General features: G+C 44.5%; 16 protein-coding genes and 1 other annotated feature. Of the genes, 10 read left to right on the top strand and 6 right to left on the bottom strand.

All coding sequences use genetic code 11. The features are described 5' to 3' along the window. Nucleotides 1-17 precede the first annotated feature (17 nt). On the bottom strand, nt 18-494 hold the full coding sequence (locus ATB74_RS14935; RefSeq protein WP_081090128.1) for a ribonuclease regulator: 477 nt from the start codon (nt 492-494) through the stop codon (nt 18-20). A gap of 315 nt (nt 495-809) precedes the next feature. Further along, nucleotides 810-928: a sequence feature (Thr leader region), on the top strand. Nucleotides 929-957: 29 nt separating this feature from the next. Here ATB74_RS14935 and thrA point away from each other — a divergent pair. Genes thrA through thrC form a run of 3 tightly spaced genes read left to right on the top strand, consistent with a single transcriptional unit; the run spans nt 958 to nt 5,671 of the window. Next, nucleotides 958-3,417: a bifunctional aspartate kinase/homoserine dehydrogenase I gene (gene thrA, locus ATB74_RS14930; protein ID WP_061019038.1), complete on the top strand. Its 2,460-nt coding sequence runs from the start codon at nt 958-960 to the stop codon at nt 3,415-3,417. Nucleotides 3,418-3,434: 17 nt separating this feature from the next. After that, nucleotides 3,435-4,391 carry a homoserine kinase gene (gene thrB / locus ATB74_RS14925; RefSeq protein ID WP_061019120.1) on the top strand — a complete coding sequence of 319 codons (957 nt, stop codon included), beginning with the start codon at nt 3,435-3,437 and terminating at the stop codon, nt 4,389-4,391. Next, the gene (gene thrC / locus ATB74_RS14920; protein WP_060983056.1) at nt 4,388-5,671 is read left to right on the top strand and encodes a threonine synthase; all 1,284 of its coding nucleotides are present in this window, start codon (nt 4,388-4,390) and stop codon (nt 5,669-5,671) included. The genes thrB and thrC overlap by 4 nt, the downstream gene beginning before the upstream one ends. Nucleotides 5,672-5,749: 78 nt before the next feature. Here the strand turns inward: thrC and grcA are convergent, their stop codons facing one another. Next, entirely contained in the window at nt 5,750-6,127 is a 378-nt protein-coding gene (gene grcA, locus ATB74_RS14915; RefSeq protein WP_017059315.1) for an autonomous glycyl radical cofactor GrcA, read from the bottom strand. Nucleotides 6,128-6,453: 326 nt separating this feature from the next. Here grcA and nfo point away from each other — a divergent pair, with 326 nt between their 5' ends. The 4 genes from nfo to ATB74_RS14900 all read left to right on the top strand — a co-directional run bounded on the left by nfo (nt 6,454) and on the right by ATB74_RS14900 (nt 9,091). Further along, complete coding sequence (nfo, locus tag ATB74_RS14910) at nt 6,454-7,362, top strand: deoxyribonuclease IV (protein WP_061019037.1); 909 nt, start codon at nt 6,454-6,456, stop codon at nt 7,360-7,362. Nucleotides 7,363-7,469: 107 nt separating this feature from the next. Beyond that, a complete protein-coding gene (locus tag ATB74_RS24490) occupies nt 7,470-7,592 on the top strand; it encodes a hypothetical protein (RefSeq protein WP_279626290.1) in 123 nt (40 codons plus the stop codon). A 180-nt stretch (nt 7,593-7,772) separates the two neighbouring features. Continuing rightward, a complete protein-coding gene (gene ung / locus ATB74_RS14905; protein WP_061019036.1) occupies nt 7,773-8,453 on the top strand; it encodes a uracil-DNA glycosylase in 681 nt (226 codons plus the stop codon). 86 nt (nt 8,454-8,539) lie between these two features. Continuing rightward, nucleotides 8,540-9,091, top strand: a complete 552-nt coding sequence (locus tag ATB74_RS14900; RefSeq protein ID WP_060983059.1) for a hemerythrin domain-containing protein — start codon at nt 8,540-8,542, stop codon at nt 9,089-9,091. Between the two features lie 144 nt (nt 9,092-9,235). On the opposite strand, the gene ATB74_RS14895 is transcribed toward ATB74_RS14900, so the two are convergent. After that, nucleotides 9,236-9,424: a DUF3545 family protein gene (locus tag ATB74_RS14895; RefSeq protein ID WP_017059319.1), complete on the bottom strand. Its 189-nt coding sequence runs from the start codon at nt 9,422-9,424 to the stop codon at nt 9,236-9,238. A gap of 709 nt (nt 9,425-10,133) precedes the next feature. Between ATB74_RS14895 and ATB74_RS14890 the strand changes: the two genes are divergently transcribed. Further along, nucleotides 10,134-11,561, top strand: a complete 1,428-nt coding sequence (locus ATB74_RS14890; protein ID WP_032545312.1) for an alanine/glycine:cation symporter family protein — start codon at nt 10,134-10,136, stop codon at nt 11,559-11,561. A 208-nt stretch (nt 11,562-11,769) separates the two neighbouring features. Continuing rightward, nucleotides 11,770-12,546, top strand: coding sequence for a peroxide stress protein YaaA (yaaA, locus tag ATB74_RS14885; RefSeq protein ID WP_048606773.1), 777 nt, complete (start codon nt 11,770-11,772; stop codon nt 12,544-12,546). Nucleotides 12,547-12,658: 112 nt separating this feature from the next. Here yaaA and srmB read toward each other — a convergent pair whose 3' ends face one another. Continuing rightward, on the bottom strand, nt 12,659-13,924 hold the full coding sequence (gene srmB / locus ATB74_RS14880; protein WP_060983060.1) for an ATP-dependent RNA helicase SrmB: 1,266 nt from the start codon (nt 13,922-13,924) through the stop codon (nt 12,659-12,661). Nucleotides 13,925-14,031: 107 nt separating this feature from the next. Continuing rightward, nucleotides 14,032-14,760, bottom strand: a complete 729-nt coding sequence (locus ATB74_RS14875; RefSeq protein WP_061019035.1) for a tRNA1(Val) (adenine(37)-N6)-methyltransferase — start codon at nt 14,758-14,760, stop codon at nt 14,032-14,034. Between the two features lie 314 nt (nt 14,761-15,074). On the opposite strand from ATB74_RS14875, the gene brnQ reads away from it, so the two are divergent. Next, a complete protein-coding gene (brnQ, locus tag ATB74_RS14870; RefSeq protein ID WP_061019034.1) occupies nt 15,075-16,388 on the top strand; it encodes a branched-chain amino acid transport system II carrier protein in 1,314 nt (437 codons plus the stop codon). A gap of 130 nt (nt 16,389-16,518) precedes the next feature. Here brnQ and fldB read toward each other — a convergent pair whose 3' ends face one another. Continuing rightward, nucleotides 16,519-17,040 (bottom strand): flavodoxin FldB, encoded by a 522-nt coding sequence (gene fldB / locus ATB74_RS14865; protein ID WP_061019033.1) that lies wholly within the window; start codon nt 17,038-17,040, stop codon nt 16,519-16,521. Between the last annotated feature and the right edge of the window lie 67 nt (nt 17,041-17,107).

Below are 17,107 nucleotides of genomic sequence, written 5' to 3'. Positions count from 1 at the left end.
ATATCAAGTTAATTGGATTAGAAGCGAAACCCTAACCCCACTTCAACACCTTGCTGCCACTCTTCATAATCAAGAGTGGCATGCAAATCTAAATTGTCGGTCAGCTGTACTCGGCTAGAAACTTCTGCGGCCACCGATTTCTCATTGTCTTCGGTTTCATCTTTATAGGTGTGCAGAGAACTGTTGAAAGAGACTCTTTCTGAGAATTGATAACTGACACCGCTCAAGAATCCGCTTTCCTGTTTCAGTGCAGCACTATTGATACGTGTACCGACATAAAGATCCACATCCGAAAACAAGCTATATGAATAGCCACTGTCTATTTTCCAAGTATCGAAGCTTTCATTCGATGCGTTTTGGGTGGAGATAAAAAATTTATGAGAAGAGCGATCGATTTGACCGGGAAGCTGAGGCAAACTATTTAGAAGAGGTAAACTGTTCGCTGAACAAACAACAGGCATAGCCAAGGCTAAAAGAATAAGTAATCTCTTCACTTCCCACTCCTGATGTCATTATTATTGTTTTTCGAACGTTATCGTTCAATTAAAGCACAGAATTTGTACGCTCGCCGCACAATCGATATAGCATTTTGTTATTAGCATATGCAATTGACTACCTATATTTGCTCGGTGAGTGAATTCAGTATCTTAATTGAAGGTTAATACAGGGTGTTTTATCCCTAAAATGATGGTTTGCTCTGAAAAATGGTGCGAATGTAAAAAAAACGCAACTTTTCATTGACGTCTAGTGGTAAAAATTGATACACGTAGAGTAAAGCACAAGCAGAGAATTTGATATGCAGCACGTAAGCCACCTAGTAATGACCACAACCATTATTATTACCGACATTAACATTGTTGGGGCAGGCTGCTAAGTAACGGATTTTAAAAAAAAGGCCTGTATCCAACAAGATACAGGCCTTTTTTTGTACCATTTTTATGACTTATGGAGAAAGGGATGCGCGTTTTAAAGTTTGGAGGTTCATCATTAGCTGATGCAGATCGTTTTTTACGAGCGGCGGATATCATCGCTAATAATGCCCAGCAAGAAGAGCTAGCCGTTGTACTATCGGCTCCAGGGAAAACAACCAATAAGTTGGTCGCTGTTATTGAAGCTGCACTGAAAAATGGTGAAGCAGACGCACAGATTACAGAGATCGAATCCTCATTCGCTGCACTGTTTGCAGATATTCAAGTTGTTGTTCCTTCTATTGATGGTTCAGCGTTCCAGGAGCAGGTTGATACTTCTCTTGCTCAGCTAAAACAGTTCGTTAACGGTATTAATCTACTGGGTATGTGCCCGAATCATGTTAATGCACGCATCATCAGTAAAGGTGAGCGAATCTCAATCCAGCTAATGAAAGCGGTACTTGAAGCGAAAGGCCAACCAGCAAGCCTGATTGATCCAGTTCAATACCTATACGCTAAAGGTGATCACCTTGAAGCTATGGTAGATGTGGATGTTTCAACTCAGAACTTCCGTCAATCGCCACTTCCTAAAGGTCACGTAAACATCATGCCGGGCTTCACTGCCGGTAATGATAAAGGTGAGTTAGTAACACTTGGCCGTAACGGCTCTGACTACTCAGCTGCAGTTCTAGCAGCATGTCTACGTGCTGATTGCTGTGAGATCTGGACAGATGTAGACGGCGTTTACAACTGTGACCCGCGTTTGGTCGATGATGCTCGTCTGCTTAAATCACTTAGCTACCAAGAAGCAATGGAGCTTTCTTACTTTGGTGCTTCGGTTCTACACCCGAAAACGATTGCTCCTATCGCACAATTTCACATTCCTTGTCTGATCAAAAACAGCTTTAACCCACAAGGTGCTGGTACTTTGATTGGTCAAGACACTGGCGAAGATAATCTAGCGATCAAAGGCATCACGACACTAAGTGACCTAACTATGGTTAACGTATCTGGCCCAGGTATGAAAGGTATGGTAGGCATGGCAAGTCGTGTATTCGGCGCGATGTCTTCTGCTGGCGTTTCTATTGTCCTTATTACTCAATCTTCTTCTGAGTACAGCATCAGCTTCTGTATTGAATCGGCTGACAAAGTGAAAGCGAAGCAAGTGTTGTCAGACGCGTTTGAGCTTGAACTTAAAGATGGCCTGTTAGAGCCTGTTGAGTTCATGGATGACGTTGCGATTGTAACGCTGGTAGGTGACGGTATGCGCACTTCACGTGGTGTAGCATCTCAATTCTTCTCTTCTTTAGCTGAAGTGAACGTCAACATTGTTGCAATCGCTCAAGGCTCTTCAGAGCGCGCTATCTCTGCGGTTATTCCTGAAGACAAAATCTCTGAAGCGATCAAAGCGTGTCACGAGAACCTATTCAACTCTAAGCACTTCCTTGATGTATTCGTTGTTGGTGTTGGCGGTGTTGGTGGCGAGCTTGTTGACCAAATCCAACGTCAACAAGGTAAACTGGCTGAAAAAGGCATCGTGATTCGTGTATGTGGTTTAGCAAACAGTAAAGGTTTGTTGCTAGACAGTGATGGCCTACCGCTAGAGCAGTGGCGTGACCGTATGTCGAGTGCGACTGAAGAGTTCAGCCTCGCGCGTTTAGCGGCTCTGGTTCAACGTAACCACATCATCAACCCGGTATTGGTTGACTGTACGTCTAGCGAAGGCATTGCTGCGCAGTACGCTGATTTCCTAGCGGCTGGTTTCCACGTGGTGACACCAAACAAGAAAGCAAACACAGCAAGCATGGCTTACTACCATCAGCTTCGTGAAGTTGCACGTAACTCACGTCGTAAGCTGATGTACGAGACAACGGTTGGCGCAGGTCTACCAGTAATCGAAAACCTACAGAACCTAATCTCTGCAGGTGATGAACTTGAGAAGTTCAACGGCATTCTTTCAGGTTCACTGTCTTACATCTTCGGCAAACTTGATGAAGGCATGACACTGAGCCAAGCAACCAACATTGCTAAAGATAACGGCTTCACTGAACCGGATCCTCGTGATGATTTATCAGGAATGGATGTGGCGCGTAAGTTACTTATCCTTGCTCGTGAAGCTGGCATGGCACTTGAACTTGAAGATGTTGAAGTTGACCAAGCTCTACCACCGGGTTTTGATGACTCAGGCACGGTTGAAGAGTTCATGGCTCGCTTGCCAGAAGCGGATGCTTACTTCCAAGAGCAATCGGCGATCGCAGCAGAAGAAGGTAAAGTACTTCGTTATGTTGGTGAAATCGCTGAAGGTAAGTGTAAGGTTCGTATCGCTGCTGTTGATGGCGATGATCCAATGTTCAAGATTAAAGATGGCGAGAACGCATTAGCATTCTACAGCCGTTACTACCAACCAATCCCTCTAGTGCTGCGTGGCTACGGTGCGGGTACAGAAGTAACAGCAGCAGGCGTATTCTCTGATGTGATGCGTACTCTTGGTTGGAAATTAGGAGTTTAGGAATGAGTTCAAGTGATATGGATGTTGTCGTTTATGCTCCTGCATCAATCGGTAATGTCAGTGTAGGATTTGATGTACTGGGGGCAGCTGTGTCTCCAGTGGATGGCACACTGCTGGGCGACCGAGTAATGGTTAAAGCAGGTGATGAACCGTTCTCACTTAAAACAGCAGGCAGCTTTGTTTCTAAGCTGCCAACTGAAACCAAAGAAAACATTGTCTACGATTGTTGGGTTGTGTTCTCTCGAGAGCTTGATAAAAAAGGCGTTGCGCTTAAGTCTTTGGAAATGACACTAGAAAAGAATATGCCTATCGGTTCTGGTTTAGGTTCAAGTGCATGTTCAATTGTCGCGGCACTGGATGCGCTCAACCATTTTCACGGTCAGCCATTGAATGAAACTGAACTGCTTGCTCTGATGGGCGAAATGGAAGGTAAGATTTCAGGCGGTATCCACTATGATAACGTTGCACCCTGTTATCTTGGTGGTGTGCAGTTAATGCTTGAAGAGTTAGGCATCATTAGCCAAGAAGTTCCGTGTTTTGATGACTGGTACTGGGTAATGGCGTACCCGGGCATTAAGGTTTCAACGGCTGAAGCTCGCGAGATTCTTCCTTCTCAATATCGTCGTCAGGATGTGATTGCTCATGGCCGTCATCTAGCGGGTTTTATTCACGCGTGCCACTCTGGTCAGCCAGAGCTAGCAGCGAAGATGATCAAAGACGTGATTGCAGAACCATATCGTGAGAAACTGCTTCCAGGGTTTGCTGATGCGCGTAAATACGCAACCTCAGCTGGAGCACTGGCTACTGGGATCTCCGGTAGTGGTCCAACTCTATTTAGCATTTGCAAAGAACAAGATGTCGCCGAGCGTGTTGCACGCTGGTTAGAACAAAATTACGTACAAAATGAAGAAGGATTCGTTCACGTTTGTCGCCTAGACAAGCAAGGTTCGATCGTTACAGGAAGTGAGTTATGAAGCTGTACAACATCAAAGAAAATGACGAGCAAGTCTCTTTTGGCCAAGCCGTTCGTCAAGGTTTAGGTCGTAATCAAGGTCTATTTTTCCCGTCTGAACTACCAAAGTTTGATGATATCGATGCGCTGCTAGCAGAGGACTTCGTCCCTCGTAGCGCTAAGATCCTGTCAGCATTGATTGGTGATGAATTACCAAAGGAACAGATTGATCAAATGGTGGATGCAGCGTTTCAATTCCCTGCTCCAATCAACCAAGTAAAAGACGGTGTTTATGCGCTTGAGCTTTTCCACGGTCCAACACTGGCGTTTAAAGATTTCGGTGGCCGTTTTATGGCTCAATCTTTAGCTGCTGTTTCTGATGGTGGTCAAATCACTATCTTAACGGCAACATCAGGTGATACTGGTGCGGCGGTTGCGCATGCTTTCTACGGAATGGAAGACATCAATGTTGTGATTCTTTACCCGAAAGGCAAGATCAGCCCACTACAAGAGAAGCTGTTCTGTACGCTTGGCAAGAATATCCACACTGTGGCGATTGATGGCGATTTTGATGCGTGTCAGGCTCTGGTTAAAGACTCATTTGATGACGCTGAACTGCGTAAAGAGATCGGTCTTAACTCGGCAAACTCTATCAATATCAGCCGTTTAATGGCTCAGATCTGTTACTACTTTGAGGCGGCTTCTCAGCTGACTAAAGAGCAGCGTGAAAACCTAGTTATTTCTGTACCAAGTGGTAACTTTGGTAACCTAACGGCTGGTCTATTGGCTAAAGCGCTAGGCTTACCTGTTAAGCGTTTCATCGCAGCAACTAACGAAAATGACACGGTTCCTCGTTACCTAGAAACAGGCCAATGGGATCCAAAACCGACCGTTGCGACAACATCAAATGCGATGGACGTAAGCCAACCAAACAACTGGCCTCGTATCGAAGAGCTTTGCCAACTAAAAGGTTGGGGCTTAGATACACTGGGCAAAGGTAAAGTGTCTGATGAGCAAAGCGCTGAGTCAGTTCGCGACCTAAAAGCACAAGGTTACCTATGTGAACCACATGGTGCGATTGCTTACCGTCTATTGGAAGAGCAGCTGCAAGAGAACGAAACTGGCTTGTTCCTGTGTACTGCACACCCAGCGAAATTCAAAGAAGTGGTTGATGACATCCTAGGTTCTGATATCGAACTGCCTGGCCCGCTAGCAAAACACGCGGCGATGGAGTTGTTGTCTGAAGATTTAGATAACGATTTTGAAGCGCTAAAAGCAGTGCTTCGTCGAGTTCAACCGTAACGTACATCTGTATTGTTGAACAAATAAAAACGGCGCTCAATGAGCGCCGTTTTTGTATTCTAATTCAAGCTCTAAAATTTATAGAGACTCAGTGAACGTACGTGCGATAACGTCACGTTGCTGTTCAGTAGTTAGAGAGTTGAAACGTACAGCGTAACCCGATACACGGATAGTTAGCTGTGGGTAGTTCTCTGGGTGAGCAACTGCGTCTTCTAGCGTTTCACGCTTAAGAACGTTAACGTTTAGGTGTTGACCACCTTCGATGCGTGGTGCTGCTTCGATTGCAACTTCACGGCTTTCGTACTCGCCTAGGTCTGCAGCTGAGATAACTTGGTCAGCTTCGAAACCTGCAGTAGCAACAACACAACGAGCTTCATTCTTCTCGCTATCTAGTAGCCAGATTGAGTTTAGTAGGTCATCGTTTGCTGCTTTAGTAATTTGAATACCTTGGATCATAACTATCTCCTAGTCCACTGAATGTGGTTTGATTATGGTGTTAACTTTCGATTTTTATTGAGCTGGGTAATATATACCTAATAATAGTAAGGTTAACATTGATTTAAGTCAAAAAACAACCAAAAGCCATGTTTTTACAAAGGTGATTATATTGAGGTAAATCAATAAAACCTTTGAAAACAAAGTAATTACAAAATATTTTAAAGTATAAAAAATATTTAACAGTCGTATTTGTTGTAAGTTTACTACATTTGTTGTGTTTTTATTGAACAGAAACCGATACGACCCTTTATTTATTAAGCATTCTGAAAGTGTAAAGTGATTTAATGACAAACAATAATTCATCCTCAAAACCGGAAACAAATATTAAGTTTATCGGTGCTCATGTGTCGGCTGCGGGCGGTGTTGATCAGGCACCAATGCGTGCGCGTGAGATCGGTGCCAATGCGTTCGCACTGTTTACCAAAAACCAGAGACAGTGGGCAGCAAAACCGCTAGAGGCGAAAACCATTAGTGCCTTTAAAGCCAATTGCAAAATGTTGGGCTTCGGTGCTGAGCACATTCTTCCTCATGACTCCTACCTGATTAACCTAGGAGCACCAGAAGAAGAGAAACTAGAGAAATCACGCGCGGCTTTTATTGACGAAATGGAGCGTTGTAACCAGCTTGGTTTAACGCTACTTAATTTTCATCCTGGGAGTCATTTAAAGAAAATCTCAGAAAGCGAATGTTTGGCTAAGATCGCCGAATCAATCAACCTAGCTCATCAAGCAGTACCTGACGTAATCGCAGTGATTGAGAATACGTCTGGGCAGGGCACTAACCTGGGTTGGAAGTTTGAACATCTAGCCGAGATTATCGAACAGGTAGAAGATAAGTCACGTGTTGGTGTGTGCTTAGACACCTGTCATACCTTTACTGCTGGCTATGACTTACGTACAAAAGAGGCGTGTGAACATACTTTTGCTGAGTTCGACCGCATTGTGGGTATGCACTATCTAAGAGCAATGCACATCAATGATTCAAAAGCGGAGTTCGCGAGTCGAGTCGATCGACACCATTCTTTAGGAAAAGGCGAAATTGGCTGGGACTGTTTTGAGTATATTGCTTCGGATTCTCGCTTTAATGGTATTCCTCTTATCTTGGAAACGATTGATTCGACGATCTGGAAAGAGGAAATTCAACAACTTAGAATGTTTCATCGCTCAGCAATGGAAGTGAGTGAAGAAGCGTAATATATAGAGGAAAAAATAATTTCCTTCTATTCCTAAAATTGGCATCTTTCTTTCATAGTGTTTAGTTGAATATGTAGTTCACTGTAACAATAGAGGAGGGTGCCATTATGTATTCTATAACTTATACCCTAAGTGCTTCTTCAACAGTCCATGCAGCAGCGCGTCTGCCAGCACCGAACCGTCACATCCATAGTCATGGTCACCATCGTACTCCCCAGAAGAGTGGCTAACCGAAATAAACTTAAATTGAACCCATTAATATGATTCATCAACAAGTGAACCCTACACATCATGTTTATTAATAGCTGTATGAGGTATAACTAGAGCCTTATTTAGGACAGTTAGCCGATACCGCTATTTTTTTGTCTGGCGAAAGACCCTAGAAACCTTGATGATTGGGAAGTAAAACGATGAGCGCACCAAAGACTTGGGAATCCATTATTAATGATGAACGTGATAAAGAGTACTTTCAGAGTATCCTCGCGTTTGTTGAACAGCAACGTAATAGTGGCAAAACCGTCTACCCGCCACAAGATCTGGTGTTCAGTGCCTTTGATATGACGCCTTTCGAATCCGTGCGCGTGGTTATCTTAGGGCAAGACCCTTATCACGGTGCTAACCAAGCTCATGGTTTAGCATTCTCAGTCCTTCCTGGCGTGAAAATCCCACCTTCTCTACGCAATATGTACAAAGAGCTTGCACAAGATATAGAGGGCTTTGAGATTCCTAGTCATGGTTATCTCGATTCTTGGGCATCGCAAGGGGTGTTGATGTTGAACACGGTTTTAACCGTAGAAGAGGCCAAAGCACACTCACATGCGAAGTGTGGCTGGGAAACCTTTACCGATGCCATCATTGCTGAGTTGAATCAGCGCTCTGAACCTATCATCTTCTTACTATGGGGTGCACACGCCCAGAAGAAAGGGCAAGCGATCGATGTAGATAAACACCATGTGTTGATTGCGCCTCATCCATCGCCATTATCCGCTCGTCGTGGCTTTTTTGGTTGTCAGCACTTCTCAATAACTAACAAGTTACTTTCTTCTATTGATCAACAACCTATCGACTGGCGGTTACCAATAGAGCTGTAGGTTGGTGGTTTTCTGAGCAGGGTCAAATCATAAATGAGCATCTTCGTATACACTTATAAACTGTAGGTGTAATGGAGTGCAATACTATGATGATTGAAAGGATAAGACGAGAGCATGGCTATATGGCTCGTTTGCTAGCAATACTCAACAATAAGTTAGAGCTTCTGAAGCAAGAGCGAGAAATAAACTATAGCTTGATCGCTGAGGTGGTTGATTACCTTATGAATCATTCAGACAAGGTGCATCACCCAAAAGAAGACGTCATTTATCGTTACTACCTTAAGCAATATGGCGGTGACCAAGTGATTGAAGACTTGGAGCTAGAGCATCAATTACTTTCTGAAAAAACAGCGGACTTTTTAGGAGTGGTTGATATGATCCTTCAAGATGCGGTGGTTCCTCAGCAAGTATTTATTGAGCAGCTTGAAGCGTTTGTTAAGGCTCAGCGAAAGCATATGGAATATGAAGAGAAGCACGTGCTACCCATGATTGTAGAGGCGTTCACGGTGAAAGATTGGCAAGAAGTGGAGTCTCAATGGCTTCAACCGGAAGATGATCCTGTCTTTGGAGAGACGATAGCCGATCAATATCGCCAACTCGCAGCTCGTGTTCGACAAAATGAGCAAGAGTGCGTTTAGTGAGTCGGTATTTGCCTCTATAGTCGAAGGGCTTTTCTCTGATAATTGGGGGTTGAAATCGACTCACAGGGAGAAATGCCGCCTCATCAACAAAAAAGGCACCGATATAGGTGCCTTTTGCTATCTGATTTCTTATCGTGCTGATTAAAGCTTTATATCGTCAAGGCTAAAATCAAGACCGAGGTTCATCTCTCTCAGCTCTTTTTCAAGCTGCCTACGATCGTTGATGGCTTCTATTTCACGCCACTTACGCTTGAGTGGTTTTGAGCGTGATTTTTGAGTTACACGAGGCATTTCTAGTTCTGATACTTCATCGAATTGAAAGCTATCCATAAGCCATATCTCCTTCCGTGGGACTAGTTCTTACGAACCATTAAATATCATATTTAGGTTCACAATAACTTTGATTTGTTTCTCATTTGTTTCAAATTCATGAAGCTTTTGTTCTGTTTTCTTATGCATGCTCACACATCGTGGGAATTTTTATGTGCAAAAAATAAGCAAACAAACCTAAGTAAACGATTAAATTGGGGGTTATTGAATGTTAATTCATTGTGCGAATGGAATAGCGTTTTGACTATAGTGCATTGAAGTGCACATGGCGCCGTGCGGTATAGGGATATCATTGGCCTAGAAAAAAACGAAGATCTTCACTATACCTTGTAAAACCTAGGCTGACGTCATTTTTATAGGATGATGTTCTTGTTGGGGCGGTGCCATGGCTGTTGTTGATATTATGTCCCGATAATGTGACTTTTATTAAGCTGCATTGTTGAAAGTTGTGTTAACAAAAGGTGTGTTATTAGTGAAATGTCATTTTAATATAAGTGCATTTGCATATTGATTTTTAGGCCGTCTCGCTGCATTATCCGCCCGTCAAAAAATACACTGATACGTAAAATGGATGCATGAAGCGACATTTACAGTCTCAATCGCCGCAAGAATATAACAAGAGTGCCGACACAACATTGACAGAGGCATAGGCGATTAAGAGGAAGGCTAGGAAGCATGATCGGTGCTTAAACTCAATTACGAGGTTCACGTGACAGACTTAATCAATTTGATGAACGATCTCCTTTGGGGATCTATCTTAGTTTACTTACTGGTTGGTGTGGGTATCTACTTCACTGTACGACTAGGCTTCATTCAATTCCGCCATTTCGGCCACATGTTCTCTGTTCTTAGAAACAGCCGTAAAGCAGACAGTGCTGGTATCTCTTCTTTCCAAGCTCTTTGTACTAGTCTCGCTGCTCGTGTAGGTACAGGTAACATGGCAGGTGTTGCAGTAGCACTAACCGCTGGTGGCCCGGGTGCTATCTTCTGGATGTGGCTAATCGCAATGCTAGGTATGGCAACATCGTTTGCAGAAAGCACACTGGCACAGCTATACAAAACGCGTGATAACGACGGTAACTACCGCGGCGGCCCTGCATACTACATGGAGAAAGGCCTAGGCATGCGTTGGATGGGGGTTCTATTCTCTATCTTCCTAATCATTGCATTCGGTCTTGTATTCAACGCGGTTCAAGCGAACGCGATTGCAAGCGCAATGAACACAGCATTCGACCTTGAGCGTAGCTACGTTGGTGTTGGTATCGTAATCATCTCTGCATTCGTTATCTTCGGTGGTATCCGTAAGATTGCACGTACAGCAGAAATCATCGTTCCAATCATGGCACTGGCTTACCTAGCGATCGCTATGTACGTGATGTTCGCGAATATCGAGAAAGTGCCTGAAGTACTGGCTCTTATCTTCAAGAGTGCATTCGGTCTGCAAGAAGCAGCTGCGGGTGGCCTAGGTTACGCAATCGCACAAGCGATGATTAACGGCATCAAACGTGGTTTGTTCTCGAACGAAGCGGGTATGGGTTCTGCGCCAAACGCAGCAGCTTCTGCTACGCCTTACCCACCGCACCCAGCATCACAAGGTTACGTGCAAATGTTAGGCGTGTTCATGGATACCATTGTTATCTGTTCAGCAACAGTCGCAATCATCCTGATGTCTGGTGAGTATGTACCACACGGTGAAGTAACGGGTATCGAACTAACGCAACGTGCGCTAACAGCACAAGTTGGCGAATGGGGCGGCATCTTTGTAGCGGTAGCGATTTTCTTCTTCGCTTTTACTTCAATCATTGCAAACTACTCGTACGCTGAAACGAACCTTATCTTCCTTGAGCACAACAACAAGAAAGGCCTAGTGCTGTTCCGTATTGTTGTTCTGGGTATGGTTATGTTCGGTTCTCTAGCGACGCTGCCAACGGTATGGGCACTGGCTGACGTATCAATGGGCCTAATGGCGATTGTTAACTTGGTGGCGATTATCCTGCTATCAGGTATCGTGATTAAGCTAGCGAAAGACTACAACCGCCAACTAGACGCGGGTAAAGTACCAACATTCGATTCGAATGACTTCCCAGAGCTTAAGTCTCAGCTGGAAGACGGTATTTGGGACAACAACAAGAAGTAATCTTGTTGGAGCGATAAACGGCTCATCCTAAAGTGATTAGAAAGGCTAAGGTTTCGACCTTAGCCTTTTTCTTTGCCTGTCATTTGTCTCATTCTGTCTATCGAAGCTCATTCTCCCTATCGAAACAATAGGAAGAGCCATAAAGACAAGTTGATGTTTTTTCTATACTCTAGCAGCATCCAGTTAGATAACCGATTAGGGTAAAGTTATGTTAGTTGTCGTTTCTCCAGCCAAAACACTTGATTACGAATCACCATTAGCGACGGAACGCTTTAGTCAGCCTGAGTTTGTTGAACACTCTGCTGAGTTGATTGAAGAGTGCCGTAAGCTGACGCCAGTCGATATTTCTGCACTGATGAAGGTGAGCGATAAAATCGCAGGGTTGAACGTAGCGCGCTTTGAGCAGTGGAGCGAGACCTTTACCCAAGACAACGCACGCCAAGCGATCCTAGCCTTTAAGGGCGATGTATATACAGGCCTAGACGCTGAAACGCTATCGGATGAAGATTTTGACTACGCACAAAACCACCTGCGCATGCTTTCTGGGTTATATGGCTTGCTTAAGCCGTTAGATTTGATGCAGCCATACCGCCTAGAGATGGGTACACGCTTGGCCAATGCTCGTGGTACTAACTTGTACCAGTTCTGGGGCAACATCATCACAGACAAGCTGAATGAAGCGTTGAATGCTCAAGGCGACAATGTGTTGATCAACCTAGCATCGAACGAATACTTTAAAGCCGTGAAGCCGAAGAACTTGGATGGCCAAGTGATTACTCCTGTATTCAAAGACTGTAAGAACGGTCAGTACAAGGTGATCAGTTTCTACGCGAAGAAAGCGCGTGGCATGATGGCTCGCTACATTATCGAGAACAAGATCGACTCGGTTGAGGCACTCACTCAGTTTGATACAGCAGGTTACTACTTCGTTGAAGAAGAGTCGAACGCGAAAGAGCTTGTCTTCAAACGTGAAGAGCAAAACTAGACGTTATTGATTAATGGTCGTCACGCTCTATGGCGAGATGCCAGCCAGATAGAGAAAAGCCCCATGCAGCGAACTGCATGGGGCTTTTTATTGAATCGTTGAAGCTGTTAGATTATTTCTTCTTTGCTGCTTTCTTTTTCTTCGCGATTTTTTTCTTTTTCGCGATTTTTTGTTTCTCTACCGCTTTCTTATCTTCTTTCTTCGGCTTCTTCTTCTTAGTTACGGCCGCTTTCTTATGCGTAGGGCGCATGCCTTCGATGAAGCGTTCTTTGATTGGTTCGTCTGTGTAACGAGCCACACGTTCAATCATCAGTTGATCGTGCGCTTCAATGATAGAAACCGCGTTACCTTTTTTACCAGCACGAGCAGTACGGCCAATACGGTGTAGGTATACATCAGCAGTACGTGGCATGTCGTAGTTGATTACGTGGCTTACGTCTGGAAGGTCGATACCACGAGCAGCAACGTCAGTCGCTAGCAGTACGTTTACAGAACCGTCACGGAAACGAGCAATCGCGTTGTTACGACGATCTTGAGGCATTTCACCTTGGATCCATGCACATGGGATTTGCGCGCTTTCAAGTTGAGCTCGTAGATCACCTAGACGATCACGTGTCTTCAAGAATACGATGCTGCGCTCAGCTTGTTCTGTGATGATGTGCTTTAGGATGCTCAGCTTGTGCTCTGCTGTGTCTGCACGGTGGTACCACTGAGTGATCTTCTTACGCTCACGAAGTGATGATTTCGCATCGATCTCCGCTGGGTTTTTCAGTAGGTCTTCAGTGAAGCCTTCAATGCCTTTACCTTCTAGCGTTGCAGAGAACAGTAAAGTTTGTTTACGCCAGCGACATTCTGCAGACAGACGGTCAACAACAGGACCAAAGCCCATATCTAGCATACGGTCGGCTTCATCTAGAACCAGCCATTCAATCGCACGACAATCAAAACGCTCGCCTTCAATGTATTCCATCAAACGACCAGGTGTTGCGACTACGATATCTTGAGTCGTGCTTAAGATATCTGCATGCTCTTGATACATCACACCGCCCGTGATCGTGAAGATGTTTAGGCTGGTGTATTTAGCAAGCTCACGTGCTTGTTCGGTTATCTGCATTGCTAGCTCACGCGTTGGCGTCAGGATAAGCATACGTGCAGGGCCAGATTTCTTACGTGGGAAATCCAGTAGGTATTGCAGTGCTGGCAATACAAATGATGCTGTTTTACCAGTACCTGTTGGCGCAGAAGCCAAAACGTCTCTTCCATCTAACGCTTGTGGGATTGCTTCAGCTTGTATCTGTGTTGGACGTTCGTAGCCCATTTCGTCAATTGCTTTAAGCAGCTCTTGGTTTAGATCGAGTTCTGCAAAGGTTCTGATCACTGTTGTTTCTCCACAAGCAATAAATGTTTCTGCCTCAAAAAGCAGACGATAAAAAAGAGTAGTCGGACATTATAGAAGCATTAGTGATTAGGATCACATGGTATTTGCTACATCTTGAGATAAAAATCTTTCGTGAGCGCAATAAATGCTTCGCTATAACCACCTTGGTGGTGAATTGTAAGCGATTCGCGCTGCAAATCTTGCTCGCAAACAGGATCTTTAGATAACTCAAATAGAATTCGGCTAGCCGGTTTCTTGTCTGTTGTTTTCACATCAAGGCGTTTTGCTAGATACCAACCACATTGCTCGGCAAGCTTGATAAAACCTTCCCCCTCAGGCGTCGGTAGGATGAAATTAGCAGTCGCGGTGTCGGTTGTTATCTCGAAACAACGCTGGGCAAGCGCTAAATGATCCAAGCTGTCGGTGTGCCTGGCGGTGGCTCTTTGGCTTTGCTGCGCCTGTTCTCCAGAGTTGAAGTAGGGCGGGTTACAGATGATCGCATCAAACTTTTGTGGAAAGTCGGCCGTTAACACGCTGCCGTGATCAAGGGAGATACGATCTTGCCAAGGCGATTGCTCAATATTGACAGTGGCAGCATCAATGGCGTGTTGATCAATATCTATCGCAGAGATTGAAGCATCCTCAAAACGTTGCGCAGCCATCAAGGCCAGCAGACCTGTTCCTGTTCCAATATCGAGTGCACATGATCTTTGTGGCAGGCTTACCCACGCGCCAAGTAACACGCCATCGGTACTGACTGGCATACCGCTTTGCCCGCCGTAAATTGAGAATTGCTTAAAATTGAAGCTTTTAGTTTGCACTGTTTTGTCTTTCATTAATGTTCTGAGTATCAAGATATTTTAAGTGATTAGCTCTAATGTTAACCGCTTGTATGAATCAATGTTCTGCTTGGGAAACTATTGTTGTGAATTATGGTTAGTTTATAATTGTGGCTATTTTTCCATAGCCAGTGTAATCCACTGCTTTTTGTTCTCATATGCAAATTTATATGGTGTTTTTGTGTGGTGACTTGCAGCTAGCCAAGTGTTTCGTCATTATGCGCGACTATTTTATAGATTGATTGGCAGCTTTTAGCTGTAACATTCATGTAAGCACAACATAAACTCATAAATATAATTAAGGATTATCTGTGAAACAGAGTCTAAAACTAACAGATATAATGGCATTGGGCTTTATGCTTTTTGCGTTTTTCTTGGGTGCGGGTAACATCATCTTCCCACCTCTAGCTGGCCAATTAGCCGGTGATCACTTCCTTCCAGCGATGTCTGGTTTTCTGCTGACTGCCGTTGGTCTGCCGTTAATCACTATCGTCGCGGTCGCTGTGGCTGGTGGCTCTTGGGGTCACTTAACTAAAGATCTTCCTAAGCAAGCTGCAACCATTATGGCTGTGCTGATCTTTATCATTATCGGTCCTGCATTTGCAGCACCACGTACTGGCCTTGTTGCCTATGAAATGGCGGTGAAACCCTTCTTCATCGATGCCTCTCAAGCTCACCTAACTCTCTTTTCGATTGCATTTTTTGTAGTAGCGATGTTCTTCTCATGGTCGCAAGGTAAGCTTATTGACGTCATTGGCAAGGTACTGACACCTGTATTATTCGTTGGTTTGGTTGTACTGGCGATTGCTGTATTCGTTAACCCTCAAGGTGATGTTCTTGCGGCTCACGGTGAGTACATTACTCAGCCACTGACTAAAGGTTTCCTTGAAGGCTACAACACCATGGATACTTTTGCTTCTTTGATGTTTGGTATGCTGATTGTTGATGCGATTCGTAGCAAGGGCATTACTGACCGTGCTGCGACGACTAAGTACCTAATTAGCGCGGGTTGTATTGCCGCAGCGGGTCTAGCGTTTGTTTACATCTCTCTATTCTTCCTAGGCGCAACAAGTGCAACAGTAGCAGCCGGTGCAGACAATGGCGGTGCTATCTTAAGCCTATACGTTCAATCGTTGTTTGGTCCTTCTGGTCAGCTAGTGCTTTCTGTGATCGTACTATTAGCGTGTCTAACAACTGCGATTGGTCTTGTGTCAGCATGTTCGGATTACTTCAGCTCGCTAACGCCTCTGTCTTACAAGACTTGGGTAATCATCAACGGTGTGGCTTGTGCAACCGTTGCAAACGTTGGTCTTTCTCAACTGATTTCTCTGTCTGTTCCAGTACTATTTGCATTGTACCCAGTCGCTATCGCGTTGGTTGCTCTGACATTCTTGCGTAGCCGTTTCCCTAATCCCAAAGTGGCTTACCGCGTAGTAGTATTAGTGTCACTGCTGTTTGCTCTTATTGATGGCGCTAAAGTAGCGGGTGTAGACGTGTCTGCACTTAAGATGCTGCCACTGTTTGAGATCGGTATGGGTTGGTTGCTTCCAACGACTGCTGCAATCATCTGTATGTTCTTCGTTGGTAAATCAACAGAGCAAGAGATGGCTGAGGAGACTGTTTAATCTTCCGTTGAGATTAGATTGTTCTTCGAGATGAAATAGAAAAGGCCTCATTACTTCGCAGTAATGAGGCCTTTTTGTATTCTGTGGTCTTTTTATATTCAGCTACTTAGTTAGGTGTACTTCTGTTTGGTTATAGCTTTTCGCTGTACTCAACCAGTACTTGCTCAACCCAGCTTGCGATACGGTCATCGCTAAGCTCGTATTGTGAATCTTCATCAAGCGCCAAACCAACGAATTGAGATTGGTCTTCCGTTAACGCTTTAGACGCTTCGAACTCGTAGCTGTCGTCGTTTGGCCAGAAGCCAACAAACTCTGCTCCAGCGGTTTTCAGTTCATCATGCAACAGACCCATCGCATCAAGGAACCATTCGCCGTAGCCTTCTTGGTCACCTAAACCAAACAGAGCCACAACCTTGCCTTTCATTGGCGTGGTTGCGATGTCTTCCCACAGTTCATTCCAATCTTCTTGGATTTCACCGAAGTCCCAAGTCGAGATGCCCAGCAATAAAAGGTCGTAGTCCGCCATCAATGAAAGAGGGGTTTCTTTCACGTTATGGATATCAACTAGGTCTTCACCAATAATGCTGCGAATTTTCTCTGCTGCCATTTCTGTGTAGCAGGTGGTTGAGCCGTAAAATAATCCAATTTTCATAGCAAACGTTCGATTTTAATTTCAGATGGCGAATTCTAACCATAAATCGACTTCGATTGCAGCGATT

The organism is Vibrio splendidus (assembly GCF_001557875.1).
Classification (GTDB): domain Bacteria; phylum Pseudomonadota; class Gammaproteobacteria; order Enterobacterales; family Vibrionaceae; genus Vibrio; species Vibrio splendidus_F.
This window is presented reverse-complemented; position numbering and strand designations above follow the sequence as displayed.